The sequence below is a fragment of the Arthrobacter sp. 260 genome (genome assembly GCF_013116745.1).
In the GTDB taxonomy this organism is placed as follows: Bacteria; Actinomycetota; Actinomycetes; order Actinomycetales; family Micrococcaceae; genus Arthrobacter_D.
The window spans coordinates 31001-57007 of the sequence record NZ_JABFOE010000002.1; the positions used below are offsets into that span (position 1 = coordinate 31001).

Consider the following 26007-nt stretch of genomic DNA (forward strand, 5'->3'; position numbering starts at 1 on the left):
TGGTTGTTTCCTCGTTGCAGTGGCCAGTCACCGGCCCGATCAGCCCTGTTCGAGGACGGTAAGGGCGGCCTGGATGCCGTCCTGTTTGATGGGCACCCCGGCCAGGTTCAGTCCCATCTGCACCCCGCCGAGCGTTCCCACCAGGGTGAGGTCCTCGAACGCACCCAGATGGCCGATCCTGAAGACCTTGCCCGCGAGCTTGCTCAAACCGGCGCCCAGCGACATGTCGAACCGGTCCAGGATGATGGCCCGGATCTCGTCGGCGTCGAAGCCATCGGGCACGACGACGGCGGTCAGCGCGCCCGAGTGCTCGCGATCGTCCTGGCACAGCACTTCCAGACCCCAGGCCTCGACGGCGGCACGGGTGGCGCGGGAGTACCGCTGGTGCCGGGCGAAAACATTCTCGAGACCCTCGTCCTCAAGCATCTGCAGGGCCACCTTGAGCCCGTAGAGGAGGTTGGTGGCTGGGGTGTAGGGCCAGAACCCGTTGGCGTTGGCCGCGAGGATGGGCTTCCAGTCCCAGTAGGACTTGGGCAGGGTGGACGACTCGTAGGCTTCGAGGGCCTTGTCGCTGACGGCGTTGAAGCTCAGCCCCGGCGGCAGCATCAGGCCCTTCTGCGAGCCGGAGACGGTGACATCGACACCCCACTCGTCATGCCGGTAGTCGACGGCGCCGAGGGAGGAGATGGTGTCGACCAGCAGGAGCGCCGGGTGGTCGGTGGAGTTCATTGCGGTCCGAACGTCGCCGATGCGGCTGGTGACGCCGGTGGAGGTTTCGTTGTGCACGCAGCAGACGGCCTTTATGGTCCGCTCGGTGTCGGCGGCGAGGAGTTCGGCAACCTTGTCCGTGTCGATCCCGTGGCGCCAGTCGCCTGGAACGAATTCAACCTCGAGGCCGAGCTCGGTGGCCATCTTCTGCCACAGGGTGGCGAAGTGCCCGGTTTCGAAGCACAGGACCTTGTCGCCGGGGCTAAGCGTGTTTACCAGGGCGGCTTCCCAGGCGCCGGTTCCGGACGCGGGGTAGATGATCACGGGATTGGTGGTGCCGAAGACGGGCTTGATGGCCTCGATCAGGTGCTTGCCGAGTTCCTGGAAGGTGGGGCCGCGGTGGTCAATGGTGGGCGCCGACATGGCGTGCAGCACCTCGATCGGACAGTTGGTGGGGCCCGGGATTTGCAGGAAGTGCCGGCCGCTTACGTGTGTCCTCTTTGACTCCGCCATGATGAGTGTCCTTTTCGCCTGGTGACTCTTCAGACTGTGCGTCCGCTAACGTCACCATTTATCCGTTACGTGGAAATTAGTTACCACATGGTGAACGCTAGCACCCGCTGTCGGAACCGTCCACCTTCGCCAGGGTGGCCCGCAAGAGGGATGCCCGAAAGGGTTGACGAGACGCGCGTCACACGGCAGGATTCACCCATATGGTAATTGATTTTCGAATGGTGGAATCATTTACCACCTAGCTTCACACCCGCAGGGCGGCGGATCGACAGGTTGAGTCGAGGCGAGCTGCCCGATCTCGACATTGGAGATGAACTTGTCAATTGAACTGATTTCCATCCTGGTGCTGGCGGCATTGTTTCTTATTGCCACCGTGCGGCCAGTCCACATGGGGGCGCTCGCCTTCGTGGCAGCCTTCGTTGTCGGCACCATGGTCATCGGCGAGGACGTTGATACAGTCCTCAGCGGGTTCCCGGCCGACCTCTTCGTCATCCTCGTGGGTGTCACCTACCTGTTCGCGATCGCCAAGGCCAACGGGACCATCGACTGGGTCATCGATAAATCGGTGAAGTCAGTGGGCGGCCGGATCGCCCTGATCCCGTGGGTCATGTTCGGCGTCACGGGCGCAATTACCGCCGTGGGTGCAGTGGTTCCCGCCGCCGTGGCCATCATCGCTCCCATCGCCATCGGCTTCGGTATCCGCTACAAGATTCGCCCCATCCTGATGGGCCTGATGGTCATCAACGGTGCGACTGCTGGCGGATTCTCCCCCTTGAGCGTGTTCGGCAGCATCGTCAACGGCGTCGTCGAACGCAACGACCTGCCGGGCAGTCCCCTCGGACTCTTCCTCGCCTCACTGGTCTTCAACGTGATCCTTGGATTCGTGGTCTTCTTCCTCTTCGGCGGACGCCAGCTCATCGGTCAGCGCGATACCGGTGGCCAGGCCGATGGCGGCGCTGGCGGTTCCTCGAATCATCCCGGCGGCGGATCCAAGACCGGCCGCGCCAGCACCACTTCCGTGCAGACCATTCCCCCGGTCGTCCAGAACACGAACCCGGTCGAGTCCATCCCGCTGAACCGCAACCGGATCATGACCCTCGGCGGCATCGTCCTGCTGGCCGTGTTGGTGCTGGGCTTCGGGTTTGACGTCGGCTTCACCGCCATCACCGTCGCCGTTATCCTCTCGCTGTTCTCCCCGGAAGCGAACAAGGGTGCCGTTGCCGCAGTGGCCTGGCCCACGGTGCTGCTGCTCTGCGGCATTGTCACCTATGTCGGCTTGATGGAACGCAACGGGACCATCGACTGGCTCGGTAATGGTGTTGCCGGTATCGGCGCTCCGCTGCTGGCCGCGATCCTGATCTGCTTCATCGGTGCGATCGTCTCCGCCTTCGCTTCCACCACCGGCATCCTCGGTGCGCTGATCCCGCTGGCCGTGCCGTTCCTGCTCAACGGTGAGGTGAGCGCCATTCCGATGATCATCGCGCTCTCCATCTCCTCCTCGGTGGTTGACTCCAGCCCGTTCTCCACCAGTGGTGCGCTGATCGTGGCCAACACCCCCGAAGAGGAGCGGGACAAGGTGTTCCGCCAGCTGATGATCTGGGGTGGTTCGATGGTTGTGATCGCGCCCATCGCCACCTGGCTGATCTTCATCGTGCCAGGCTGGTAAGTCCCGCCAGAATGATGGGACCCAGGGAGGGAGGCGGCCGAGCCCAGGCCGCCTCCCTCCCTGCCTTTAAGTCACCTGTCCCCACGACATACACCGGCCGCCTCCACGCCACCAGTGATGTAATGGCACTATGCGCATCGTGATTGCACCTGACAAGTTCAAGGGCTCGCTATCCGCCCCCGAGGTTGCCGAGTCCGTGGCTGCCGGGTTGCGGGCGGCAGCCGGACCGGACACCGTTCTCACCATCGACCACGTGCCAGCCGCCGACGGCGGGGAGGGCACCCTCGACGCCGCAGTGGCCGCCGGATTCACCCTCCACCTCACCACCGTCACCGGGCCGACCGGTGAACCACTGAAGGCGCCGATTGCGGTCCGCGGCCAGCAGGCGGTCATCGAGATGGCTCTCGCCTCCGGCCTCGCCGTGTTGCCGGGGGGCACCCTCGACGCACGCGGCGCCACCAGCCGCGGGACCGGAGAGCTGATCAGATTCGCCCTCGACCGCGGCTGCACCGACATCGTGCTCGGGGTGGGCGGTAGCGCCAACACGGACGGCGGGTCTGGCGTCCTGACCGGCCTGGGAGCCAGGCTGCTCGACGACGACGGCGTTGACCTTCCGCACGGCGGTGCGGCTCTCGCCGGGCTTGCCCGGATCGATTTGGCCGGTCTTGATCCCCGGCTGGAGGCCGCCTCCATCACCCTGGCATCCGACGTCGACAACCCGCTGCTGGGCCCCATGGGGGCAGCAGCGGTGTTCGGGCCGCAGAAGGGCGCGGCCCCGGCGGATGTCGAGGAACTCGACGCGGCGCTGACCCGGTTCGTCAGTGTCCTCGCGGCCGCGGCGGGACCGGGGGTAACGGACATGGTGACGGCACCCGGCGCTGGTGCGGCCGGCGGGGTCGGCTACGCTGCGCTCGCCGTCCTGAACGCGCGGCGCCGGCCAGGAATCGACGTCGTCCTGGAACTTACCGGGTTGGCCGCAAAGCTGCGCGGCGCGGACCTGGTGATTACCGGCGAGGGCAGCCTCGATGAACAGAGCCTGGGCGGCAAGACGCCGATGGGAGTGGCGAATGCCGCTGCGGCGGCCAATGTCCGTGCCGTGGCCGTCTGCGGACGCACTGTCCTGAGTCCCGAGCAGCTCACGACGGCGGGATTCGAGCGCACGTTCGCCCTGACCGACCTGGAGCCCGACGTCGAGCGGTGCATTGCCAACGCGGCGACCCTGCTGGAGCAGGTGGGCCGGGACATCGCCGACCATGTGGGGATCACGGCCCGCTCCCGGTAAGAGGTCATCACTCTAATTGCTAATGAGAAGCATTTGCATTTAGAGTGTGGGCATGTCGAATATCAAACCCACCTTTGCCCTCTCCGCGGCGGTCGCCGCTGCCCTCCTGCTCTCAGCCTGCTCCACCGCCGACCCTGCCGGTTCCGGGGACCTCCCAGCCACCGCCGCAGCGTCGGCCGCCGATGACGCGACTGACACCGATGGGGCAGGCCGGACGGAAGTTGCTGCGCTAAGCCCCCGCGCGGTCCTCACCTATGACGGTGGAGTGATGACCGTCGACACCGCATCAGGCGAGGTGCTCGCCACCACGGAGATGGAGGGCTTCCTCCGGCTGAACAACGCTGGCGACGGCAGGCATGTCATGGTCAGCTCGAGCGACGGCTTTAGCCTTTTCGACACCGGGCTGATCGCCGAAGGACACGGCGACCACAACCACTACTTCGTCAGCGACCCGGTGCTCACCGACGAAACCGTGGATGCCCCGGAGCCGGGCCACGTGGTGGTCCACCACGGGAAAACAGCCTTGTTCTCGGACGGGACGGGAGCCATCACCGTCATGGATTCCGAAGCGCTCAGCGATAGTGAAATCAAGGACGACGAGGTCCAGGAATACTCGACCGACACCGCGCACCATGGTGTCGCGGTGCCTCTCAGCGGCGGGGACCTGCTGTTGACGCAGGGCACCGCCGACGCCCGCAATACCGTGCAGGTGCTTGCCCCGGAGGGTGAGGTTATCGCTGAAACCACCGACTGCCCGGGCGTGCATGGTGAGACTGCGGCCCAGCCGACGGCCGACGGCGACGTCGTGGTGCTCGGCTGCGAGAACGGGCCGGTCGTGTACCGGGATGGCGGGTTCCACAAGGTCGCCGTCGAGGAGGACTACCAGCGCTCGGGCAACCTGTTTGGCCACCACGCGTCGTCCATAGTGCTCGCCGACTACAAGACCGACCCCGATGCCAGCCTGGAACGCCCCACGCGCATCGGACTGATCGACACCCTCGCTGACTCCGTCACCACCGTCGACCTGGGCTCCGCATACTGGTTCCGTTCCCTCGCTCGCGGTGCGGATGGCGAGGCCCTGGTCCTGACCTACGACGGACAGCTGAACGTCCTCGACGAGGAAACCGGTGAGGTCCTCCACCAGATCGACGTCGTCGAGCCGTGGGAGGAGCCAACCGAGTGGCAGCTCCCAGCCCCCCTCGTCAAGGTGGGTGCTGACGGCTTCGCCTACTTGACCGACGCCGCCACCGCGCAACTCCACGTTGTGGACATTGCCGCGGGGACCGTCCGGGACAGCTTCGACCTGCCCGAAACACCGACCGAACTCGCGATCGTCACCGGCGAACCGGAATCCCCAGGCCACGACGACGACCACGACGACGACGACGGTGACGACCACTAGGCGCGCAGGCCGGGGGATCTGAAGGATCGGGGGCCTAATTGTTCGTAGTGTTTACGTCGCCTACGGTGCTGCGGTGGAATATGGCTCCGACGGTTCAGTAGTGTTCTGGTATGGCTTCCTTAAGAAACAGCCGCGCTGCTGCGCTCCCTGCCAAGCTTTCCCGCTCCTGGCTGCTTGCATCAGCAGCGTCCGAGTCCAACTTCGCGCCCGCCCTTACCTCGGAGGCAGATTCGGTGGTCTTCGATATGGAGGACGCTGTCCCGGCGGACGACAAGGAGGCGGCGCGCGAGCGGGTGGTCGAGGCGCTCTCCACCGGTATGACCGCGTGGGTCCGCGTCAACGGCATTGAAACCGACTTCTGGGCCGACGACCTCGCGGCGCTGTCCAAGGCGCCCGGGCTCCGCGGGGTGATGCTGGCGATGACTGAGAAGCCCGAACAGGTCACCCACACCGCCATGCGGCTGCAGGCTGGCACCCCGGTGCTCGCGCTGATTGAGTCAGCGCTGGGCATCGAGAACGCCACGGCTATTGCCAGCGCTCCGGGCACCTTCCGGCTGGCATTCGGCGTCGGCGATTTCCGTCGGGATACCGGTGCCTCCGACGAGCCGATGGCGCTCGCCTACGCCCGGGCGAAACTGGTGGTGGCATCACGGGTGGGTCAACTGCCGGGTCCGATCGACGGCCCCACCGTCGGAGCCCTGGGCGATACCCTGCTCGAGGCCTGCAAGGTCACGGCGTCCATGGGAATGACCGGGAAGCTGTGCCTTCTGCCGGATGCCACCGACACGATCAACAAGGGCCTGTCACCGAGTGACTCGGAGATCATGTGGGCCCACGAGCTGCTGAGCGCGCACGCCGCCGGCGCGGTGGTGGGAGACGGATCGTACCTGCCGCGGTTGGCCCGGGCGCAGAAAATCTCGTCCCTGGCCGACTCGTACGGATTGTGGAACGCCTAGCCCGGACGGGGTAACCGTCCGGACCAGGCGTTCGGGTGATCAGGCTGGGGCAGCGGCGTTGAACGCGTTGATCAGCGCCTCTGACACCTCTTCAGTGCTGGCCGATCCGCCAAGGTCCGGGGTGCGCACCTCGGTCTCTTCGAGGACGTGTCCCATGGCCGCCATGATGGCCTCGCCCGCATCCTGGTGGCCCAGGTGGTCGAGCATCATTGACGCGGCCCAGACCTGACCGAGGGGATTCGCCTTGCCCTGTCCGGCGATGTCCGGCGCGGAGCCGTGCACCGGCTCGAACATGGAGGGGAACTCCTTCTCCGGGTTCAGGTTCGCGGACGGGGCGATGCCGATGCTTCCGATGATGGCCGCGCCCAGGTCCGTCAGGATGTCACCGAACAGGTTCGAGGCGACGACGACGTCGAACCGTGCGGGGTCCAGCACAAACAGGGCTGCCAGCGCATCGATGTGATACTCGGAGATCTCCAGGTTGGGATGCTCGGCGCCGAGTTCCCGGAAGATCTCGTCCCAGAACGGCATGGTGTGGATGATCCCGTTGGACTTCGTGGCCGACGCAAGTTTTCCCTCGCGCTGTTCCGCCAGGCCAATGGCGTAACGCATGGCGCGCTCCACTCCGAACCGGGAGAAAACAGACTCCTGAATGGCGATTTCCTGCGGGCTTCCGCGGTACAGGCGCCCACCGCTCTCGGAGTACTCCCCCTCGTTGTTCTCCCGTACCACCAGGAAGTCGATGCCCCCGGCGGGCACCTTGCGCAGCGGGCTCTCGATCCCGGGAAGCAGCTTGATCGGGCGCAGGTTGATGTACTGCTGGAAGGCGCGCCGGATGGGGATCAGCAGCCCCCACAGGGACACGTGGTCGGGCACCCCGGGGTAGCCGACGGCGCCGAGCAGGATCTGATCGCACTCGGCCAGCTGGGCCAGTCCGGTCTCTGGCATCATGGCGCCCGTGCGCGCATAGTATTCGCAGCCCCACTCGAGTTCCTCCCACTCGAAGGAGAATCCATACCGCGCTCCGGCAACTTCCAGCAGCCGCTGGGCGGGGGGCATTACTTCGGTGCCAATGCCATCACCAGCGATGACTGCGATGTGATAATTCGGGAGAGTCATGAGTGTGTGTCCTTCATTTCAGGAGAATGATCCGGCAAGAGGTCAATAAAACGATCCTGTCATAAAGAACGACGGCGGCCCCCACCAGGTGTTGGTGGAGGCCGCCGTCGCGCAGGGGAAGTGCCGGCTACTGGTGCCGGTATTTGTTGACCATGGGGCAGTCGAAGGGGTCCCGTGCGGCCAGGCCTACCCGGTTGAGGTAGGACACCACGGCTCCGTAGGAGGCGGCGACGCCGACCTCGGTGTAGGGCACTTTGAGGCGTTCGCAGTGTTCGCGGACGATCAGGGCCGCCTTCCGCAGGTGTGGGCGGGGCATGTCCGGGAACAGGTGGTGCTCGATCTGGAAGTTCAGGCCTCCGAAGGCGTTGTTCACGAAGTTCCCGCCACGGATGTTCCGTGAGGTGAGGACCTGTTTCTGGAAGAAGTCGAGCTTGCTGTTCTTCGGGATGATCGGCATGCCCTTGTGGTTGGGGGCGAATGAGGCGCCCATGTAGATGCCGAAGACGGCCATCTGGACGCCGATGAAGGCGAAGGCCATGCCGACGGGGAGGAACCAGAAGAGGATGCCGAGATAGGCGCCGAAGCGCATGGCCAGCAGGGCAAGTTCGATCCAGCGGCCCTGTACCGCGCCGGGACGGAAGAGGGTTGCGATGGACTTGGCGTGCAGGTTGATGCCCTCGAAGGTGAGCAGGGGGAAGAACAGGTATCCCTGGCGCCGGGTGATCCAGGCGTGGAGTCCCTTGGCCTTCGCGGCGTCTTCTTCGATGAAAGAGATGGTGTCGATCTCGATGTCGGGGTCTTTGCCTACCACGTTGGGGTCGTTGTGGTGGCGGGTGTGTTTGTTCATCCACCACTGGTAGCTGATGCCGACGACACCGGCAGCGAGGATGCGCCCCGACCAGTCATTCGCGCCGCGGGTCTTGAAGATCTGCCGGTGGGAGGCCTCGTGGGCCAGGAAGGCGATCTGCGTGAAGACGATGCCCAGCACACCGGCGATCAGCAGCTGGAACCAGGTGTCACCGAGGAGGGCGAATCCGGTCCAGGCCGCACCCATCGTCAGGGCGAGGGCGGCGAAGACCGCCACGTAGAAACGGCGTCGCCGGTTCAACAAACCTTCCTTGCGGACCTGCTTGAGGAGGGTGGAGTAGGAGGCGACGATGTCGTTGGGCTTGGAAACCCGCACGCTGCGACCGGAGGTTGCGGTAGTCAATAAGTGTCCCTGCGTAGGATGCTGCTTCACAGCAGACGGAGGGATTGCTAAACCCGCGGTTACCTTGAGTTTACGCGGGTTAGCTGGATGCCGCCTGCAAGTATGCACCCGACGGCATGGGTGGCGGTGAACCGATGCCCCGGGCCCCGTCGGTCCACTTGGGCCGCTTCACCTGTGCCGGTTCAACTCTTCCGGTTGATCACCGCGAACGCTACGGCTCCGACGAGGATCTCCGTGATGAGAAGCAGCGCGAGGACCATCTCCACCGCAGCCCCCAGTCCAATGGCAATCGCCGCGACGGCGGTGAGTGGGAAAGAGAGCAGACCCAGGACCGCGAGCGAGCGTGTCAGCACCGCGTCGTCCCGCTCGTCGCCGGTCTGGGTCCAGGCGCGTTCGAAGCTGGTAGTGGAGTCGGGTCTTCTGGTGATGCGCCAGAGCCCGACCAGGGCCGCCGCCAGGCCCACGGCGCCGCCCGTCAGCAACCCGGTGCCCATGTTCCCGGGACCATATTCCTGCAGGAGTAGTCCGGTAGCTATCAGTGCGGTCAGACCAACCAGCACCAGGCCGAGGGCGAGGGCCTTCTGCTTTGAGGTGTACGCATCAGTCCACATGGAAAATCTCCTCAACAGTGCTGTGAAAATGGCGGGCGATGGCAATAGCCAAGGGTAGGGACGGGTCGTAGCGGCCGGTCTCGATTGAATTGATCGTCTGCCGCGACACGTTCAGGACCTCGCCCAGCTCACGTTGGGAGATATTCGCTGCGCGCCGCAGTGCGGTGAGATCGTTTCTCATTGAAACCCGAAATGGTCAAGGACGCTTGTCATGTAGACAAGTGTGCTTGACTAGTCACGACGTGTCAAGGGTGCTTTACTTCGGGCGGAACGTCAGTGTCGCGGCTGACCCAATGCGTGGCTTGCTTGGTCCGCGGCATCCTTGACGATGGGGCCGAGGCGCCCGACGTCGTCGGCGCCGACCCGCTGGGTGGGAAATCCGAGGCCGAGTACCGCTGCCAGCTCGCCGGTGTGGCGAAAGACCGGCGCGGCGATGGAGCCGACATCACCGTGTCGCTCTCCGAATGCGGCGAAGTATCCCTGATCGCGGGCCTCGGCCACCTGCCGGTCGAGCATCGCCAGGCTGTCGGGGGTGCTGGGCGTGAACCTGGTGAGCGGGGATTCCGTCAGGGCCTCACGTGCCCGCGGATCGTACGCGAGGAAAATTTTGCCGGGAGCGCCGGCGTGGATTGGCATCACCATCCCGACGGCGAAGGGTCGGATCACCACATGGCGCGTCTCGGCCACGGCCACGATGGTGCGGAAGGCGCCGTCGCGTACGTAGAGGCATGCTGTCTCCCCGGTCTCGTCCCGGAGGTTTTGGAGAATCGGTTTGACCAGCTGAACCAGATCCATTCCGGACGTACCGGTGCTGGCCCAGCGAACCATGCGGATGCCGATGCGGTAGCGATCGCCGTCCCGGTCCAGGTAGCCCTCCCGAACCATGTTCTGCACCAGCCGCTGGCAGGTACTGGACGGAAGGCCGGTGGCGCGGGCGAGCTGCTGCAGCGTGGGCTCGGGGTTGTCAGGAGTGAAGCAATCGAGAATCTGACTCACCTTGCGCAGCACCAGGATGGGGGCTGCGCCGCTTGCCTGTTCGGCTGTCACTTACGCCGTCCTCACGTCATCAGTCTCCGAGCTTTTCGGGTCCGTGCAATCTTAGTGGGGTCTCGCGACTTCGGACATTTCTATTGACATTCACCTGGCCAACCCACAATATGGGTTACGAACTCACGATATGAGTTAGATCACCCACAACGATGTGAAGGACAAACATGTCTTCCCCAGCCGAATATTGCGAAACCTCCCCGTCCGCTGCCTCCGAGGGCTCCTCCAGGATCGGGCTGATCGTCCCCAGCTCGAACACCACCATGGAGACCGAGCTGCCGGAACTCTTCCGCCGACAGTCCGAAGCAACCGGCCACCGGTACACGTTCCATTCAGCCCGGGCCGGAATGAAGAAGGTCAACCGTGAGGAACTCGCGGCGATGGTAGGGAAGGCGGCCGACTGCGCCGAAGCGGTGTCCGACGCCGACGTCGACGTCATTGCCTATGCCTGCCTGGTCGCGGTGATGGCGCAGGGCCCCAACGCCCACGTTGAATCCGAGGCCACAATCGCCGGCGCCGCCGAGAAGAACGGCCACCCCGCCGAGGTCACCAGCAGTGCTGGCGCCCTCGTGCGGACCCTTCAGGAGATGGGCGCGAAGCGGATCGCCATGGTGACCCCCTACGTTCCCGCGCTGACCCAGCTGGTTGCCGAGTACATCGAGGGCGCAGGCATCGAGGTGGTGGACTCCGTGAGCCTCTCGGTGGACAACAACCTCGAGGTCGGCCGGCTTGACCCCCAGCAGCTTCCGGGGATCGCCGAGAAGCTCAACCGCGATGGGGTGGACGCCGTGATTCTGTCGGCCTGCGTGCAAATGCCATCCCTCGCAGCAGTCCAGACGGCCGAAGACCAGCTAGGGGTCCCCGTGATCACCGCAGCTGTCGCCACTACCTACGAGATCCTCAAGGCACTGGGCCACACTCCTGCCATCACGGGGGCAGGGCGCCTCCTCGCGGGCGACCTCGTGTCGATCCAGAAGTAGGACCGGTCATGACACCGTCACTCATCGCGTTCCTCGTTCTGATCGGCGCCTTTGCCTGGGGTTCCTTCACCAAGGTCAACGCCGGCCTGATCGCCCTGGTCGCCGCCTTCGTTGTCGGCACCACCCTTGCCGGCCTCCCCATCGCCGACGTGATCGGCGCCTTCCCCTCCGGGCTGTTCTTCATCCTGGTCGGGGCCACCCTGCTGTTTGCGATCGTCCGCGTCAACGGAACCATCGACCTGATGGCCTACTGGTGCGAACGCCTGGCAGGTGACCGCAGGCTCCTCGTGCCGGTCCTGATGTTCCTGCTCACCGCGCTGCTCGCCTCCGCCGGTGCGTTCACTCCGGCGGCCATTGCCATCGTCGCCCCGGTAGCACTGGCACTCGGTGCTCGTTTCGGGATCAGCGCCCTCGCCATGGGACTCGTCGTCGTGCAGGGCGCCAACGCTGGCGCTTTCTCACCGGTCAACCCCTTCGGAGTGCTGTCGAACCAGATGCTGGACAGCGCTGGTGCCTCCAGCGACTCCTGGAAGCTCTACCTCTATTGCTTCCTCTTCAACGCCCTCCTCGCGGTCCTGGCCTACGCCCTGATCCAGACCATCGTGAAACGCCGTGCGTCGAAGCACCCCGCCGACTCGTCCGCCGATCCGGCAGCGACTTCCCGTGATGACACGCCGGGCCAGGATGGGCTGGACGTCGACGGCGGCGCCGCCGGCTCCGGTGGGACGCTGACCGCCACCCGGACCACCGCCGACCCGATCACCCGGGTGGACGTCACTCCGATGCGGGTGATCACCCTGCTCGGTCTGGTCGCACTGCTGGTGCTCACCACTGTCTTCGCGATCGACGTCGGCGTGGCCTCCCTCACCATTGCCCTCATCCTGATCGCGATCAATTCAGGCGTCCAGAAACCCGCTGTGGAGGCCATGCCGTGGAGTGCCATCATCCTGGTCACCGGCATCGTCACCTACGTGGGGATGCTGGAAGCGATGGGTGCACTAGACGAGTTGCAGGCTGGCATTGAAAGCCTGGGCAACGGATCCATCGCCGCCCTGGTAACCGGGTACGTCGTCGCTCTCGTATCGGCCTTCGCCTCCACCACCGGCACGCTCGGCGTGATCAGCCCGGTGGTCACACCGATCGCGCTGGATCCGCTCCTGACGCCAATCGGCGTGGTCACCGCCATCTCCATTAGTTCATCGGTGGTGGACGTGAGCCCCATGTCCACCAGCGGCGCCCTGCTGATGGCCAGTGCGCAGCCCAAGGATGAGCGGATGTTCTTCAGGGCCTTGCTGCTCTGGGCGATCGCGATGATCGGTATTGTGCCGGTTGCTGTCTGGTTCTTCTTTGTCCAGCTGGGCATCGGCTAACCAGCCGCAGGCCTGACCAGGGCGCTTCCGCGGTACCCGTTTAGCCGCGGAAGTGCCCTGGCCATTCATCCACCGGGATGCGTTTGATCGTCTGGATCGCCCCGGTGGTCCCCCACTCGTCCCGTCCCAGCCGGGACAGGGGTTTGAGGCGGTCCATCAGCGGATGGGTGCCATCAAGGACCTCGGTCGACACTGCGGCGTGGGTGACCTCGCCGAACACCACGAAACAATCCCCGATGGGGAGCACCTGATGGAGTTTGCACTCCAGGGCGACCGGCGACTCCAGGACGCGCGGGGTGGCAATGGTGAGGCTCGGCTCGCGGGTGAGACCCGCGGCATCGAACTCGCTGACATCGCGGTCGAAGTTCGTGGCTGTCGCATTGATCTGTTCGAACAACGGCTCGGGAGCAAGGTTCACCACAAACTCGCCGGTCTCCTCGATGTTGCGCAACGTGTCCTTGCGGCCCACCGAGGTGAACTGGACGATCGGCGGGTTCACCGACGCGATGGTGAAGAACGAGTGCGGTGCCAGGTTGTCGTCGCCTGCCGCCGACCGGGAGGACACCCAGGCGATCGGCCGTGGCACCACCGTCGAGGTCAGGAGGCGGTAGAAGTCCCGGTTCGAGGTTGAGTCCCTACTGAAGTCTTTGCGCATATGCCTGAGCCTAGCGGCCCGGATGGAGAACGCTGGCGAGATCCCGGGCTGGTCGCCCGGTGAGATCCTGCACCGTCGGCGTCACCCTGGACAGCCCGCCCTCAGCGATCGCCGTGTAGGTGCTGACCCAGGCATCCAGCTGCCAGCCGGGCACACCAAAGTGCTGCCGCGATGCGTACGCCTCCTCCACCGATTCGGCCTGATAGCTGACGTCCCGGCCGGTCTCCGCCGTGATGATGGCGGCATCCTCTGTGAGGGTGAGGGAGTCGGGGCCGGTGAGCTCGTAGGTTTTTCCCTCGTGCGCCGCGGGGTCCCTGAGGATTACCGCTGCCACCTGAGCGACGTCGTCTCTGGCCACCGCTGCCAGCCGGCCGGTGCCCGCCGGACCGCGGATCACCCCTGCGTCGTCGGCGAAGTACTGCAGCACGTCCAGGTAGAGGTTGTTGCGGAGGAAGGTGTAGGCCATCCCGGAGTTGCGGAGGTACTCCTCGGTAGCCCAGTGGTCGCGCCCCAGGGTGAACGTGGCGTCCGGGGCCGCGCCGAAGAAGGAGGTGTACACAACATGCTGGACGCCTGCCTCCCTGGCCGCGTCAACGAAAGTGAGGTGCTGGTCCACGCGGTCCTCAGCTTCACCTGCCGACACCATGAAGAGCGTGTGAACCCCTTCAAGGGCTGTGACAGCTGCGGGCCTGTCGGCGTAGCTGCACTGGACGGCCGTCGCCTCCGGCAGTGCTGGCGCGCGGCCCAGGTCCCTGACGGGGAGGCGAAGCGGCAGCCCGTCCGCCGAGAGTAGACGTGCCGTGGAGCCGCCCAGGGCCCCCGTTGATCCAGTTACCGCCACAAGATTGTTCATACCCATCTGCAGCGTGGCGGGGAGGGGAATTATTTCCGCCGAAGAGGGGCGTTTCGTCGGGCTCGCCTAGACTGGGGAACCATGCGCTTCATCAACAAATACCGTGTGCCCATCGTCTGGCTCCTCATCATCGCCCTGGTGGCAAGCATCGGCGCGGGTTTCTTCGCCCAGATCTTTTAGTTGCCCAGCGCCACCTTGTTTCGGACAGCCCTCACGTCATAGAATAGTCAGTAGGCTTAGCTTTCAGGGGTTGTGACATCTCATCCACACCCCGGCTGGTCTACACAGACCGTACATTCGCACGGCAAGTGAGGAAATAGATGACTGACAAGACTTTGACCACCGACCAGTACACCTTCCAGGATCCGGTAACGCGGTTCCCGAGCATCTCGGCACCGAAGCAGGATCAGCCCGAGCCCGGGCTGGATCGGGACCTCGAACCACAGACCGACCGCGGCGAAACGTCATACCGCGGAACCGGACGGCTCAAGGGTCGGAAGGCCCTGATCACCGGAGCGGACTCCGGTATTGGAGCAGCAGTTGCGATTGCCTTCGCGCGTGAAGGCGCGGATGTGGCGCTGTCCTACCTCCCCGAAGAAGAACCGGATGCAATCGAGATTGCCCGCATCATCGAAGAGGCCGGCCAGAAGGCCGTCAAGCTTCCCGGTGACTTGACCGACGCAGCATTCTGCCGGTCACTCGTGAACGATGCCGCCGAGCAGCTCGGTGGTCTGGACATCCTGGTCAACAATGCCGGGAAGCAGATCGCCGTCGAGAGCCTTGAGGATCTCACCGACGAGCAGCTGGATGAGACCTTCAAGACCAACATCTACTCGTTCTTCTGGATTACCCGCGAGGCACTGAAGCACCTGAAGCCCGGGTCGAGCATCGTGAACTCCACCTCGATCCAGGCCTACAGCCCCTCCTCCACGCTGTTGGACTACGCGAGCACCAAAGCGGCCATCAACAACTTCACCAAGGGTTTGGCCGAGCAGCTGGCGCCCAAAGGTATCCGGGTGAATGCGGTCGCACCTGGCCCCATCTGGACACCACTGCAGGTTTCGGACGGGCAGCCGAAGGACAAGCTGCCCGAGTTTGGCAAGGACACGCCACTGGGCCGTGCTGGCCAGCCTACCGAACTGGCCCCGGCCTACGTCTTCCTGGCGTCGTCGGAGTCCAGCTACGTGGTCGGCGAAACGCTCAACGTCAACGGCGGAAAGCCTTCGCCGTAACCCTTAGCCACCCCTTGTCGATGCCGACCATCCCCGCCGTAAGCCCGAGAAATCGTGCTGCTGGCGGGGATGAGCGCTATATAAGGCTAGACATATATAAGCACTCTTTGATAGGTTCTGCTTATGCATGCGTTTGATGTCCTGGGGGACCCCGTCCGCCGCCGAATTCTGGAGCTGCTCCTCGGCGAGGAGTGGTCTGCCGGCGATATTGCCCGGGTGATCCGAACCGAGTTCGGGATTTCCCAGCCAGCCGTTTCGCAGCACCTCCGTGTGCTGCGGGAAGCAGGGTTTGCGCGGGTGCGGGGTGATGGCACCCGCCGCCTGTACGCAGTCGAAGCTGGCCCGCTGCAGGACGTCGACCAGTGGCTGGAGCCTTTCCGCGCGTTCTGGACCGGCCGGCTCGATGCCATCGGGACGGAACTGGCGCGCGCACGCCGCCGTAACTGACCAGCCTGGCGGGAGCTGTCGACCGCTCCCTTGCACTTCCGGAATGGCATCATGCGCCGGATGGCTAGGCGAACACCCCCACAAAGCGGAAGAACACGCTGGCGGCCGTGATGATCAGCAGCAGCGCCGCCGTCGTGCCGGTCCACCCGCTGAGGAAACCGTGGAGTCGCTCACCTGCGGGCAACACGCCACGAAGAACGTTGCGTGAAGTGAGGAACGTGGTGAGGACGATCATGGCCGCCCACACCACCATGCAGTAAATGCAGAGGATGCCGATCGCGAACAGCGCCTGGCTCCACAGCCAGATGGTGAAGACCATCCCCGCCACGACGCCAACCTGGAGGGAACGCCAGTACCATTTAGCGACGGTGGCCCCCGCGAGGAGCATCGCCCCCGTGGTGATCACCACACTGAACGCGACGATGCCCAGCAGGGGGTTGGGGAAGCCGAACAGGCTGGCCTGCCAGGTCCTGAAGACCTCACCACACGAAACGAAGGCGTTGACATCGCAGCTGGTGACGTAGTTGGGGTCGGCGTACACGGCGAGCCGTTCGAGGACCAGTTGCCCGGACGCAAGCCACCCCACCAGTCCTGTGATGACCATAAGCCACCCAAACGGCCGGTCATGGGCGAAACGAGGGGTACGGCTGTCCATGGTTCCATCCTCAACTGATCGGCAGCCGGGCGCAAAAGCGGACAGAAACCTCCCGGGCAATACTTCTACGTCATGTAGAAGTAGCTAGACTGAGTATCCAGGAGGATCTATGACCGGCATAACGCATTCGGGGCCCACGGCGCCTCAGGGGGAACCAGTTTCGTCGGGCCCAGACACCGACCCGGCACATGAGTCAGGCACGGATCGGTCGCCGGAAACGGGCATCCCCGAACGCAGTATTGTCCGGGTGGTGCTCGGGATTGCTCTGCCCGTCAGCCTGGCCGTTGCCATCCTGGCGATGTACTTCAGCGAGGCCCTGACGACGTACCGGACCACGATGGCGGATCCGGGCGACTTCGTGGTGCATGCGCGTCCGGCGGCACGCGTTGTCCAGGACTTGAGCGCCGCCCTGACCATCGGCTTCCTGGTGCTCTGCGCCGGTCTGCTCCCGGCGTCCGGCCGCGACAAGTCAATCATCGGGTTCGCCCAGTGGAAGGCCCTGCGCTGGGCGGGTTGGTCCGCGGGGGTCTGGTTCGTGTCGTCGGTCGCCTCGCTGGCGCTGATCGCCGCCGATACGGCAGGGCAGTCGATGCTCAGCCCCGGTTTCTTCTCCATCTTCCTGTTCTTCGCTACCGAACTGGAGCTGGGTCAGATCCTGCTGGTGGCGTTGATGGCCGTTCTCATCCTGGTGGTCATGCTGCCGATGGTCCGGTCCACCACCGGCGCCGGTATCGCGCTGGGCATTGCCATGCTGGGAATCCTGCCGTTGGCCCTGGCCGGGCACGCCGCCGGGTCCGATGATCACGGCAACGCGGTGAACTCGCTCGCCCTCCACCTCATCGGTGTCTGCGTGTGGGTGGGTGGCCTCGCGGCCGTGCTGCTGCTGGGATCCCAGCTGGGCAAGGACACCGGCCGGGTTCTTCGTCGCTATTCCGCGCTGGCCGTTTGGGCCTTCGGGGCAGTGGCGTTCTCCGGCATCATCAACGCCAGCCTCCGGCTCGGGTCTTTCGCCGACCTGGCCACGCCCTACGGGATCCTCGTCCTGGTGAAGGTCAGCAGCCTCACGGCGCTGGGCCTTGCCGGGTGGTATCAACGCCGCAGAATACTGCCCCGGCTGGACCGCAACCCCGAGGACCGGCGGGCATTCACCATCTTCGGCGTATCCGAGGCCGCGCTGATGATCGTCACGATCGGGGTGTCCGCTGGCCTCGCGGCGAGCCCGCCGCCGGTCCCGCAGGGGTCGATTGCCGACGTCGACCTGCGCCGGTCCCTCCTGGGCTATCCCTTCCCGGAGCCACTCACCGTCTCTAGCTTCATGACGTCGTGGCACCCCGATTGGACCATCGGGCTCCTGATCCTCGTTGCCGGGGGTGCCTACCTTGCCGCTGTCGTCAAGATCCGGCGCCGGGGCGACGCCTGGTCCATTCCACGCACCCTGGCGTTCCTCGCGGGCTGTGCGCTGCTGATTTGGCTTACCAGTGGCGGTCCCGCCGTGTACGGGAGGACCAGCTTCTCTGGGCACATGATCCAGCACATGGGCCTCATGATGTACGCGCCCGTCCTCTTTGTCCTCGGCGCCCCCATCCTTCTGCTGCTGAAGGCAACCCGGCCGCGCACCGACGGCAGCCGGGGACTCCGGGAGTGGGTGCTCTGGCTCTTCCGCTCACGGTTCAGCCGCTTCCTGACCCGCCCGCCAGTCGCCGGTCTGATCTTCGTGGGCAGCATGGTGGGGTTCTACTACTCGCCGATCTTCGACCTGGCGCTGTCTACCCACGTGGGGCACGTGTTCATGATCGTGCACTTCCTCATTACCGGGTACCTCTTTGCCTGGGTGCTGATTGGGATCGACCCGGGGCCGGCCCGGTCACCCTACCCGTTCAGGCTCATCATTCTGCTGGCGACCATGGCCTTCCACGCCTTCTTCGGGCTTTCCCTCCTGGGCGGCACGGAGATTCTGGCACCGAGCTGGTGGGCCAGCCTGCAGCTCACCGATTCCGCGGCGCTGCTCGCTGACCAGCAGCGGGGCGGTGCGATCGCCTGGGGGATTGGGGAGATCCCCACCGTCCTCCTTGCCCTGGGGGTCGCCATGGCCTGGCGGAAGGACGACGAGCGCACCGCGGTCCGCGAGGACCGCGCCGCCGACCGGGACGACGACGCCAAGCTCACCGCCTACAACCAGCACCTCGAGAGCCTGCAACGGCGGTCGTCCGGACGGTGACCCCGCCGTTCGTCCGTCGCGGGACTGGCGCCGCCCACAGCTGCGCCCCGCCTGCCGGGTGACAGACGGGGCGCAGGGACAACGCTGTGCTGCTGTTCGCTAGCGGGTGGTGGTGTTTTCGTAGTCCGCCCGGTCGATCCGGCGGTGGTACCGCATGCCGGTGAGGCCACCGAGGACCGCACCGATGAGGGCTGCCGCGATGGCCACGACGACGGCGATGATCCCCGTCGTGGTCAGGTTCCCCTCATTGAGCGGGATGCGGGGGAAGCTGTTGAGGTTCGCCAGGATGTCGAACTGACTACCGAAGATCAGGCCGAGAATCGCCACGAGAACCGCAATGATGAGCGCCCACAGCCAGACGGCGACTCCCTGCTTCGCGCCGTTGAACCGGGCCATCCTGCCCGCTACATATCCGCCGGCGAAGTACGAGAGGAGCAGGATCACCAGGAGCACGATCGCCCCGGTAATGCCGACCGTCTGCGGATCGGCGGCGACCTGGTCTGCCGCGTCGGTGAGATCGGTGTTGGTGGACAACCCGAAGACTGCGCCGGCGGCGGCGACGAAGGCCGTCAGCAGGACGGCCATTCCGGTGGCGGTCAGCCAGCCGAAGAACGCCGAGCCAAACTTCATGCCGCCGAAGGTGTCCTTCTCGTGCTGCAGAAGTGCGGCGCGTTCGGCTGATGCTGGTAGGGCGGGACGATCATCCTGTGCGTCCCGGTAGCGGGCGTCGTCGGGATCAGCGGTGTGGCTCACCGGCTGCGCGGTCACCGGCTGGGTCCTGGTCGAGGGTGACGCCGCGGCGCCAGCACCCGCACCTGTCGCGACCGCTCCGGCCATGCCGTCGGGCTGGGTCCGGTGCTCCCGGGTGCGATCGCTGTCGGTGGTCCGGTGCACCTCGGTGGGCTGTCCGTCGCCGTAGTGCTGTTCCTTGGTCACCGCGGCGTTGTTGCCTTCATTGGCAGGGTCGCTGGCGCTGCTGCGGGGGGTGACGTGGGTGTGCGCCTGGGTAGCGTCGGGGTCGTTCTCGCTGGAGGGGGTGACGTGGCTGTATGCCTGGGTGGCATCGCCGTCGTCGGGCGTTGACGAGCGTGGATCACGCCGATCCGATGGTCCGTCAGCATGCTTGGGGGTGGTGTCGCGGGGAGTTGTACTGTCGGACGGGTCGTTCTCGGATCCTGGCGTGCTCATCGTGCCTCCTGCTATCGGGCCCTAGGGCTTTATCAGTAACCTTAGTGATGCCGTGGGGCCTGAACAAGCGTGGACCGGAGCGGTGCCTGGCAGTGAGAGACTTTCCCTATGGAATTTCAGATCCTGATGACCGTGCTGAGCGGCCTGCTGATCGTGGTGGGCGTCGCCGGTGTCATTGTGCCCATCCTGCCGGGTAGCATCCTGATCATCGGCTCGCTCCTGATGTGGGCACTAGTGGTTTCCAGCACCGCTGGCTGGGTGGCCTTTGGGGTTGGTGCGGTACTTGCCGTCGCCGGGTTGCTCGCCGGGGCCGTTCTGACCGGCCGGAAACTGCAACAGCGCCAGATCCCCGGCCGCTCAGTGGTGGTGGGACTGGTCACCGGGGTGATCGGCATGTTCCTGATCCCGGTGGTCGGCCTGTTCGTCGGGTTTGCGGCGGGACTGTTCGCCAGCGAGTTCGCCCGCCAGCGCCAGTTTGCCCCCGCCCTCTCCTCCAGCGGGGCAGCGCTGAAAGCCACAGGAATCGGCATCCTCGTTGAGCTGGGCCTCGCGTTGCTCGCAGGAAGCGTCTGGGTGATCGGCGTCTGGGTGCACTTCGCCACCGTGTAGTGCCCGCCCTCAGAACTCACCGATTTTATTCACCGGCCCGGAGCGAACCATGCAGCTCGATCTCATCCTCACGAACTCCCGGATCATCACCATGGATCCCACCCGCCCGACAGCGCACAGCCTCGGCATCCTCAACGGGAGGATTGTTGGGCTCGACGACGACCTCGCAGGGCTTGCGGCCCGGGACGTCATCGACCTGCATGGGAAGGTCCTCATCCCGGGCCTGAATGACGCTCACTGCCACACGGCGTGGTTCGGCCTCACCCTCGGCGAGGTGGACCTGTCCCCGCTGACCGAACTCGACCAGGTCTATGCCCTGTTGCACGCGTCCGCTGAGACCCGCCCCGTGGGCGACGACGACGGCGGCTGGCTGGTTGCCAGCGGTTTCGATCACCACCGGTTTGGCGGCCGGTTTCCCGACCGTGCAGCCCTGGACAGGGTGGCAGCCGGACGGCCACTCTTTATCAGGCGGACCTCGGGCCACGGAGGTATCGCCAATACCGAGGCCCTGCGCCGTGCCGGCGTGCTGGCACCGGGGTTCTCTGACCCGGTGGGTGGCAGGGTGGTCCGGGACGAGTCGGGTGAGCCGACCGGTCTGCTGCAGGAAACGGCTCAGGCATTGGTGCTCGACCTGCTCCGCCCTTACCCAAGGCATACGCTCGTCGCTGCAATTGACCGGGCGACCGCCCGGTACGCGCGGGAAGGCATCACCAGTTTCACCGATGCCGGGGTTGGTGGGGGCTGGATTGGGCACGCGCCGGACGAGTTGGGCGCATTCCAGGACGCCCGGGCAGCGGGAAAACTCCATGCCAGGGCCCAGCTGATGCCAGCGATCGAAACGCTGGAGTCCGCTTCAGGTGCCGGCCTGGGGCTGGGGATGTACAGCGGGTTCGGGGACGATGTCCTTTCCCTGGGGCCGGCGAAGATCTTCCTGGATGGCGCCCTGTCAAGTGAGACCGCTGCCCAGACCGAGCCCTACGCCACCGGATCCTTAAACCAGGGGTACCTGCTGGACGAACCGGCAGCCCTGCAACGGCAGATGGTGGATGCGCATCGGGCCGGCTGGTCGATCGCCGCCCACGCCATCGGTGACGCTGCTATCGACCTCGCGATCGACACCTTCGCCCACCTTCGTGCGCAGGGGCGCGTCGGACTCGACGGACCGGCCCGGTTGCCGCACCGGATTGAGCATGCGGCGGTCGTCAGGCCGGACCAGTTGGCAGCGCTGGCCGCACTGGGCGTCGCGGTAGCGCCGCAGGCGTCCTTCTTCCACCCGATCGGGGACGCAATGGCCCGCTCGCTCGGGCCGCTCAGGTCTGCGTTCACTTACCGGGCGAAGTCATTCCTCGAGGCGGGGATCCGGTTGGCCGGGAGCTCGGACCGGCCGTGCGCGGACGGCACGGCGTTGCGCTCCATCCAGGCGTATGTCGACCGGCTGACGTCCAGCGGCGCCGTCTTTGGGTCCGAGCACGAGAGGCTCAGCGCCGAGGAAGCCCTCCGGATTCATACCGTCGGATCCGCGGATGCCACCGGGTTCGGCCGGGAGAAGGGGATGTTGGCCGCCGGAATGCTCGCCGACTGTGCGGTGCTGGCCGAGTCACCGCTGGAGGTGCCCACCCACCAGATTGCCGACATCGAGGTAGTGGCAACCCTGATGGGTGGGCGGTTCACCCACGACCAGCTGTGAGACAGGACGTTAGTCGCCGTCGGCCAGGGACAGGGCTGCGGTAATGAGTGCGAGGTGGCTCAACCCCTGGGGGAGGTTGCCCATGAACTCGTGGCGCTCGTCGCCGTCGATCATCTCGGCGAGCAGGCCGACGTCGTTCGCCAGTGGCAGTAACTCCTCCATCTGGGACTTTGCCTCGTCAGCACGGCCAACCTGGGCAAGTGCCGCGACCATCCAGTAGGCGCAGGCGACAAACGTGGATTCTTCCTGCTGCATACCGCTATACCGGTAGAGCAGGGGGCCGGCGCCTAGCTCATCGCGAAGCGCGTCAATGGTAGAGGACATCCGGGGGCCGCGTTCGTACCCGCTGATCGCGTGGAGCAGGATTGATGCGTCCAGTTCCTCCGAGCCGGGATACCAGACGTAGCTCTGGCGCTCCTCCGACCAACAATTCTCTTCCACCCAATCGCGGATCCGATCGCGTTCAGCGCGCCACCGCTCGGCCGGTCGCTGCAGTTGGCCGGCCTCGGACAGTTTCACCGCGCTGTCCAGGGCGTGCCAGCACCCGAGCTTGGAGGTGGTGTAGTGCCGCTCCTCCGGGAGCTCCCAGATCCCGGCGTCACGCTGCTGCCAGGTGTCGCACGCCTGGTCGGCGATGTCAGCGAGCTGGCGGGAGGTGGTGGGGTCAAGCACGTGCCCTGCTTCGACGTACAACCGCACGATGTCGAAGAGGTCGCCGAAGACGCCCAGTTGGAGTTGGCCCGCGGCGGGGTTGCCGTCGACGACGGGGCCGATTCCGCGCCAGCCGGGAAGGTCGGGGGTACGGGTGCCCTGCGGTGTGTCCCCGTTGAGGCGGGTGAAGACCTGCATGTCGCGGCCCTGGGTGCGCAGGTTCTTCAGCATCCAGGACACGGCCGCGTGCACCTCTTCGCGCACCCCGGTCCGCACGAGGGCGTGGAGAGTGTAGGCCGTGTCGCGTAGCCAGGTGTACCGGTAATCCCAGTTCTTGCCGCCGGCCCTGCTCTCGGGGAGCGAGGTGGTGGCCGCGGCGGCGATCGATCCGGACGGGCTATGGATCAGCAGCTTCAGGGTGAGCGCGCTGCGCAGCACCTCGTCGGCGTAGGGGCCGTCGTAGCTGAACTCCCTGGACCAGGTCTGCCAGTTGGCGATGGTCCGGTCCACACCGGCGTCCACCGACTGCGGATCGGGGAGTGGGAGCGGTTCGTCGTGGGTGGAGACGATGCCCACGAGGTGCCGGGAGCCGGGGCTGGTGGTCAGGGTGCCAGAGATTGCCTGGCCCTCGATCGACACCTCACCCTCGTTGATCCCGCGCACACCCAGAGCGGTGCCATTGATGCGGAGGATCGCGCCGTGGTCACTGGATTGCACCCAGGGAGAGGCGGTCTGGAAGCAGTTGCCCGGGCGGATGGCCCAGCGCATGGGGACGTGACCGGTGAGGCCATCGATCCGTCGGGCCAGCTCACCCCAGGGGAGCCTGCCCGCCACGCCGGTGTTCAGCGAGTCGGTGACCCGCGCCGTACCGGACGAGGTGGTGTACGTGGTGGTCAGCACGTTGGTGCCTTCGACGTAGGCGCGCTCTGTGGTGAACGGTTCGGAGGGGCACAGTTCCAGCGCGCCGCCGTCGTCGGCGTCCAGCAGGCGCGCGAAAGGCGGCGCGGAGTCGAGATCCGGGGTGGGATACCAATCGATGGAGCCGTCATGTGCGATCAGCGCGACCGTTCGGCCGTCGCCGATCGCCGCATAGGATCGCAGGTCGACGTAGCCGTCTTGACGGTCGGCTAACTCGTTGTGGTCCGTCACGAACCGGGGTTAGCGGCCGTGCTTCTTGTCGTACCGGGTCTTGTTGGCGCGGGTGTTCTGGTTGTTGCCACGTCGTTTGTTCAACAGCTTGGAGGCAATGACGGGGACCAAAGTCCACAGGATTCTCTTCAGCAGCACGACGTGTTCCTTATCTTTTGGGTGTTCGCGGCTTTCCGCGGGAAACCTAAGCTTACTTAGAGTTCAGCCGGAAAGAAACTTCGGGCGACGCTGTGGGGCGCCTAGTCCGTGTGGGTCACGAAGTCCTTAAGTGCTGCCAGCTGGGCCAAACGGCACTCGGGCTTGAGGTACATCATGTGCCCGGCCTCGTGATAGTGGTGGGTGAAGCGGGCCCTCATCTGGTCGGTCATCGTCATGTGGGCGAAGACGTATTCGGCGGCGAAGTGAGGGGTGGCGCCGTCCTGGTACCCGTAGTCGACGTGGACGCGGAGCGTGGGGTTGTGCACCAGCAGGCGCTCGAGGGTCTGGCTGACGTCGACGGGCGCGCCCTCGAACGTCTTGTAGCTCCATGGGTGGACCCGCGCGGTGAGCACCTCGTACGGCAGGTCGTTTTCGTAGCCCAACTCGGCACGGACGTAATGGTTCATTGCTGCCGCGTAGGGGCCGGTGATCGCCCGGATGCTGGGGTCGTCGGTCATCGCCGAGTTCTGCAGGCTGACCGGCTGCGCCGTGAACCGCCCGTCGATCCGGCCGACCGCGAGTCCGTCTTTCCGGAGCAGCTCGGCGGCGAATTCACCGTACTGCCAGCGTAGGTTGGTGCGCCGGATGAACCCCTCGTCGAGGGTGGTGATCGCGGCGAGCCGCGCGACGACGTCGTCGTACTCCTCGGGGGTGAGGCGGCTGCCCTGGGTGAGGGCGTACCCATAGTCCTTGGCAGCGAAGGTTTCGGCTTCACTGACGACGTCGGCCAGTTCGCGGCCGGGGTGGCGGCCGTGGAAGTGGGCGATCGCGGCATAGGTAGGGATGTGCAGGGCGTAGGGCAGGTCACTGCCGGGGAAGAACCGCAGCGTGGACATGTTCAGGACCGTCGAAATAAGCCCCAGCCCGTTGACGGCCATGCCGTAGGCGTCGAACAGGCGGCCGGCGACGGCGACAGCGCGCAGGGTCCCGTAGGATTCGCCGACCAGGTACTTGGGGGAGAGCCAGCGGTTGTTGCGGGTGGTCCAGAGGCGGATAACCTCGGCCACCAGATCGCGGTCCTCGATGAAGGCGTGGAACTCGTCCGACTTCTCGCCCTCGACCACCCGGGAGAAGCCGGTGTTGACGGGGTCGATCATCACAAGGTCGCTGTGCTCAAGGAGGGTTTCCGGGTTGTCCACCAGGCCGTAGGGCGCTGGCGTCAGGGCGCCGGTGTCGCCGGAATCCACCCGGCGTGGACCGAGGAGGCCCAGGTGGAGCCAGATTGAGGCTGAGCCGGGACCGCCGTTGAACGCGAAGGTGACGGGACGTTCGGGCGGTGCAGTGCCGCCGTCGGGCGCTGAGTCCTCTGCGTCCTTTGTGTAGGCGACGATGAAAATCTCGGCCTTGGGCTTGAACCCGTCGGACTTGCCGTCCTTGGTTTCCTCACGGCGCAGGACCAGCCGGCCGGTGGTGCTGGTGTACTTCAGGCCCGAGGCAGTGGTGTGCTGCCGGGTGGCAAAGTCGTCGGTGACTTCTTTGACCTCGTTGACCTTCTCGGTTGTGGAGTCGGCGTTCTGGGGTTCTGTGGTTTCGTCAGCCATGGCTAGAGCCTACCGGTAGTTCCCCGAGGCAACCAGTCGGGGTGGGTGGTGTGTCCGGGG

The 26007-nt window shown here is 65.5% G+C and carries 24 protein-coding genes; 11 read left to right on the forward strand and 13 right to left on the reverse strand.

Features of this window, described 5'->3' with window-relative positions:
* Positions 1–39: 39 nt before the first annotated feature.
* Positions 40–1221 (reverse strand): aminotransferase class V-fold PLP-dependent enzyme, encoded by a 1182-nt coding sequence (locus HMI57_RS02600; RefSeq protein ID WP_171584356.1) that lies wholly within the window; start codon positions 1219–1221, stop codon positions 40–42.
* A 310-nt stretch (positions 1222–1531) separates the two neighbouring features.
* On the opposite strand from HMI57_RS02600, the gene HMI57_RS02605 reads away from it, so the two are divergent.
* From HMI57_RS02605 to HMI57_RS02620, 4 genes are all read left to right on the forward strand, one after another.
* On the forward strand, positions 1532–2887 hold the full coding sequence (locus HMI57_RS02605) for an SLC13 family permease (protein ID WP_318779220.1): 1356 nt from the start codon (positions 1532–1534) through the stop codon (positions 2885–2887).
* A 130-nt stretch (positions 2888–3017) separates the two neighbouring features.
* Positions 3018–4169, forward strand: coding sequence for a glycerate kinase (locus tag HMI57_RS02610; protein ID WP_171584357.1), 1152 nt, complete (start codon positions 3018–3020; stop codon positions 4167–4169).
* Between the two features lie 52 nt (positions 4170–4221).
* Entirely contained in the window at positions 4222–5571 is a 1350-nt protein-coding gene (locus HMI57_RS02615; RefSeq protein ID WP_171584358.1) for a hypothetical protein, read from the forward strand.
* 110 nt (positions 5572–5681) lie between these two features.
* Positions 5682–6527 carry a CoA ester lyase gene (locus HMI57_RS02620; RefSeq protein WP_171584359.1) on the forward strand — a complete coding sequence of 282 codons (846 nt, stop codon included), beginning with the start codon at positions 5682–5684 and terminating at the stop codon, positions 6525–6527.
* A gap of 39 nt (positions 6528–6566) precedes the next feature.
* On the opposite strand, the gene HMI57_RS02625 is transcribed toward HMI57_RS02620, so the two are convergent.
* From HMI57_RS02625 to HMI57_RS02645, 5 genes are all read right to left on the reverse strand, one after another.
* A complete protein-coding gene (locus HMI57_RS02625) occupies positions 6567–7646 on the reverse strand; it encodes a tartrate dehydrogenase (RefSeq protein WP_171584360.1) in 1080 nt (359 codons plus the stop codon).
* A gap of 127 nt (positions 7647–7773) precedes the next feature.
* On the reverse strand, positions 7774–8829 hold the full coding sequence (locus tag HMI57_RS02630) for an acyl-CoA desaturase (RefSeq protein ID WP_171584669.1): 1056 nt from the start codon (positions 8827–8829) through the stop codon (positions 7774–7776).
* Between the two features lie 209 nt (positions 8830–9038).
* Positions 9039–9467 (reverse strand): hypothetical protein, encoded by a 429-nt coding sequence (locus tag HMI57_RS02635; protein ID WP_171584361.1) that lies wholly within the window; start codon positions 9465–9467, stop codon positions 9039–9041.
* Entirely contained in the window at positions 9457–9648 is a 192-nt protein-coding gene (locus HMI57_RS02640; RefSeq protein ID WP_171584362.1) for a helix-turn-helix transcriptional regulator, read from the reverse strand. Before HMI57_RS02640 ends, HMI57_RS02635 begins: the two co-directional genes overlap by 11 nt.
* A gap of 92 nt (positions 9649–9740) precedes the next feature.
* The gene (locus HMI57_RS02645; RefSeq protein ID WP_171584363.1) at positions 9741–10514 is read right to left on the reverse strand and encodes an IclR family transcriptional regulator C-terminal domain-containing protein; all 774 of its coding nucleotides are present in this window, start codon (positions 10512–10514) and stop codon (positions 9741–9743) included.
* Between the two features lie 167 nt (positions 10515–10681).
* Here HMI57_RS02645 and HMI57_RS02650 point away from each other — a divergent pair, with 167 nt between their 5' ends.
* Together HMI57_RS02650 and HMI57_RS02655 are read left to right on the forward strand one after the other, a co-directional pair.
* On the forward strand, positions 10682–11494 hold the full coding sequence (locus HMI57_RS02650; protein WP_171584364.1) for an aspartate/glutamate racemase family protein: 813 nt from the start codon (positions 10682–10684) through the stop codon (positions 11492–11494).
* A gap of 8 nt (positions 11495–11502) precedes the next feature.
* Positions 11503–12864 (forward strand): SLC13 family permease, encoded by a 1362-nt coding sequence (locus tag HMI57_RS02655; RefSeq protein WP_171584365.1) that lies wholly within the window; start codon positions 11503–11505, stop codon positions 12862–12864.
* Between the two features lie 40 nt (positions 12865–12904).
* Here the strand turns inward: HMI57_RS02655 and HMI57_RS02660 are convergent, their stop codons facing one another.
* Positions 12905–13519, reverse strand: a complete 615-nt coding sequence (locus HMI57_RS02660) for a flavin reductase family protein (RefSeq protein ID WP_171584366.1) — start codon at positions 13517–13519, stop codon at positions 12905–12907.
* A gap of 10 nt (positions 13520–13529) precedes the next feature.
* The gene (locus HMI57_RS02665; RefSeq protein WP_171584367.1) at positions 13530–14372 is read right to left on the reverse strand and encodes an SDR family oxidoreductase; all 843 of its coding nucleotides are present in this window, start codon (positions 14370–14372) and stop codon (positions 13530–13532) included.
* 320 nt (positions 14373–14692) lie between these two features.
* On the opposite strand from HMI57_RS02665, the gene HMI57_RS02670 reads away from it, so the two are divergent.
* The gene (locus tag HMI57_RS02670) at positions 14693–15604 is read left to right on the forward strand and encodes an SDR family oxidoreductase (protein WP_171584368.1); all 912 of its coding nucleotides are present in this window, start codon (positions 14693–14695) and stop codon (positions 15602–15604) included.
* Between the two features lie 123 nt (positions 15605–15727).
* Positions 15728–16051 (forward strand): metalloregulator ArsR/SmtB family transcription factor, encoded by a 324-nt coding sequence (locus HMI57_RS02675; RefSeq protein ID WP_171584369.1) that lies wholly within the window; start codon positions 15728–15730, stop codon positions 16049–16051.
* 64 nt (positions 16052–16115) lie between these two features.
* Here the strand turns inward: HMI57_RS02675 and HMI57_RS02680 are convergent, their stop codons facing one another.
* Entirely contained in the window at positions 16116–16706 is a 591-nt protein-coding gene (locus HMI57_RS02680; protein ID WP_171584370.1) for a vitamin K epoxide reductase family protein, read from the reverse strand.
* A gap of 109 nt (positions 16707–16815) precedes the next feature.
* Here HMI57_RS02680 and HMI57_RS02685 point away from each other — a divergent pair, with 109 nt between their 5' ends.
* A complete protein-coding gene (locus HMI57_RS02685; protein ID WP_228720896.1) occupies positions 16816–18924 on the forward strand; it encodes a cytochrome c oxidase assembly protein in 2109 nt (702 codons plus the stop codon).
* Positions 18925–19023: 99 nt separating this feature from the next.
* Here the strand turns inward: HMI57_RS02685 and HMI57_RS02690 are convergent, their stop codons facing one another.
* Positions 19024–20112 (reverse strand): YrzE family protein, encoded by a 1089-nt coding sequence (locus HMI57_RS02690; RefSeq protein ID WP_346655115.1) that lies wholly within the window; start codon positions 20110–20112, stop codon positions 19024–19026.
* A 108-nt stretch (positions 20113–20220) separates the two neighbouring features.
* Here HMI57_RS02690 and HMI57_RS02695 point away from each other — a divergent pair, with 108 nt between their 5' ends.
* Complete coding sequence (locus tag HMI57_RS02695; protein ID WP_171584371.1) at positions 20221–20721, forward strand: DUF456 domain-containing protein; 501 nt, start codon at positions 20221–20223, stop codon at positions 20719–20721.
* Positions 20722–20770: 49 nt separating this feature from the next.
* The gene (locus tag HMI57_RS02700) at positions 20771–22408 is read left to right on the forward strand and encodes an amidohydrolase (protein ID WP_171584372.1); all 1638 of its coding nucleotides are present in this window, start codon (positions 20771–20773) and stop codon (positions 22406–22408) included.
* Positions 22409–22417: 9 nt separating this feature from the next.
* Here the strand turns inward: HMI57_RS02700 and HMI57_RS02705 are convergent, their stop codons facing one another.
* The 3 genes from HMI57_RS02705 to HMI57_RS02710 form a co-directional block, all read right to left on the reverse strand.
* The gene (locus HMI57_RS02705) at positions 22418–24208 is read right to left on the reverse strand and encodes a glycoside hydrolase family 15 protein (protein WP_171584373.1); all 1791 of its coding nucleotides are present in this window, start codon (positions 24206–24208) and stop codon (positions 22418–22420) included.
* 9 nt (positions 24209–24217) lie between these two features.
* The gene (locus HMI57_RS19350) at positions 24218–24346 is read right to left on the reverse strand and encodes a hypothetical protein (protein ID WP_263971921.1); all 129 of its coding nucleotides are present in this window, start codon (positions 24344–24346) and stop codon (positions 24218–24220) included.
* 101 nt (positions 24347–24447) lie between these two features.
* Positions 24448–25947, reverse strand: coding sequence for a peptidase S10 (locus tag HMI57_RS02710; protein WP_171584374.1), 1500 nt, complete (start codon positions 25945–25947; stop codon positions 24448–24450).
* Positions 25948–26007 lie beyond the last annotated feature (60 nt).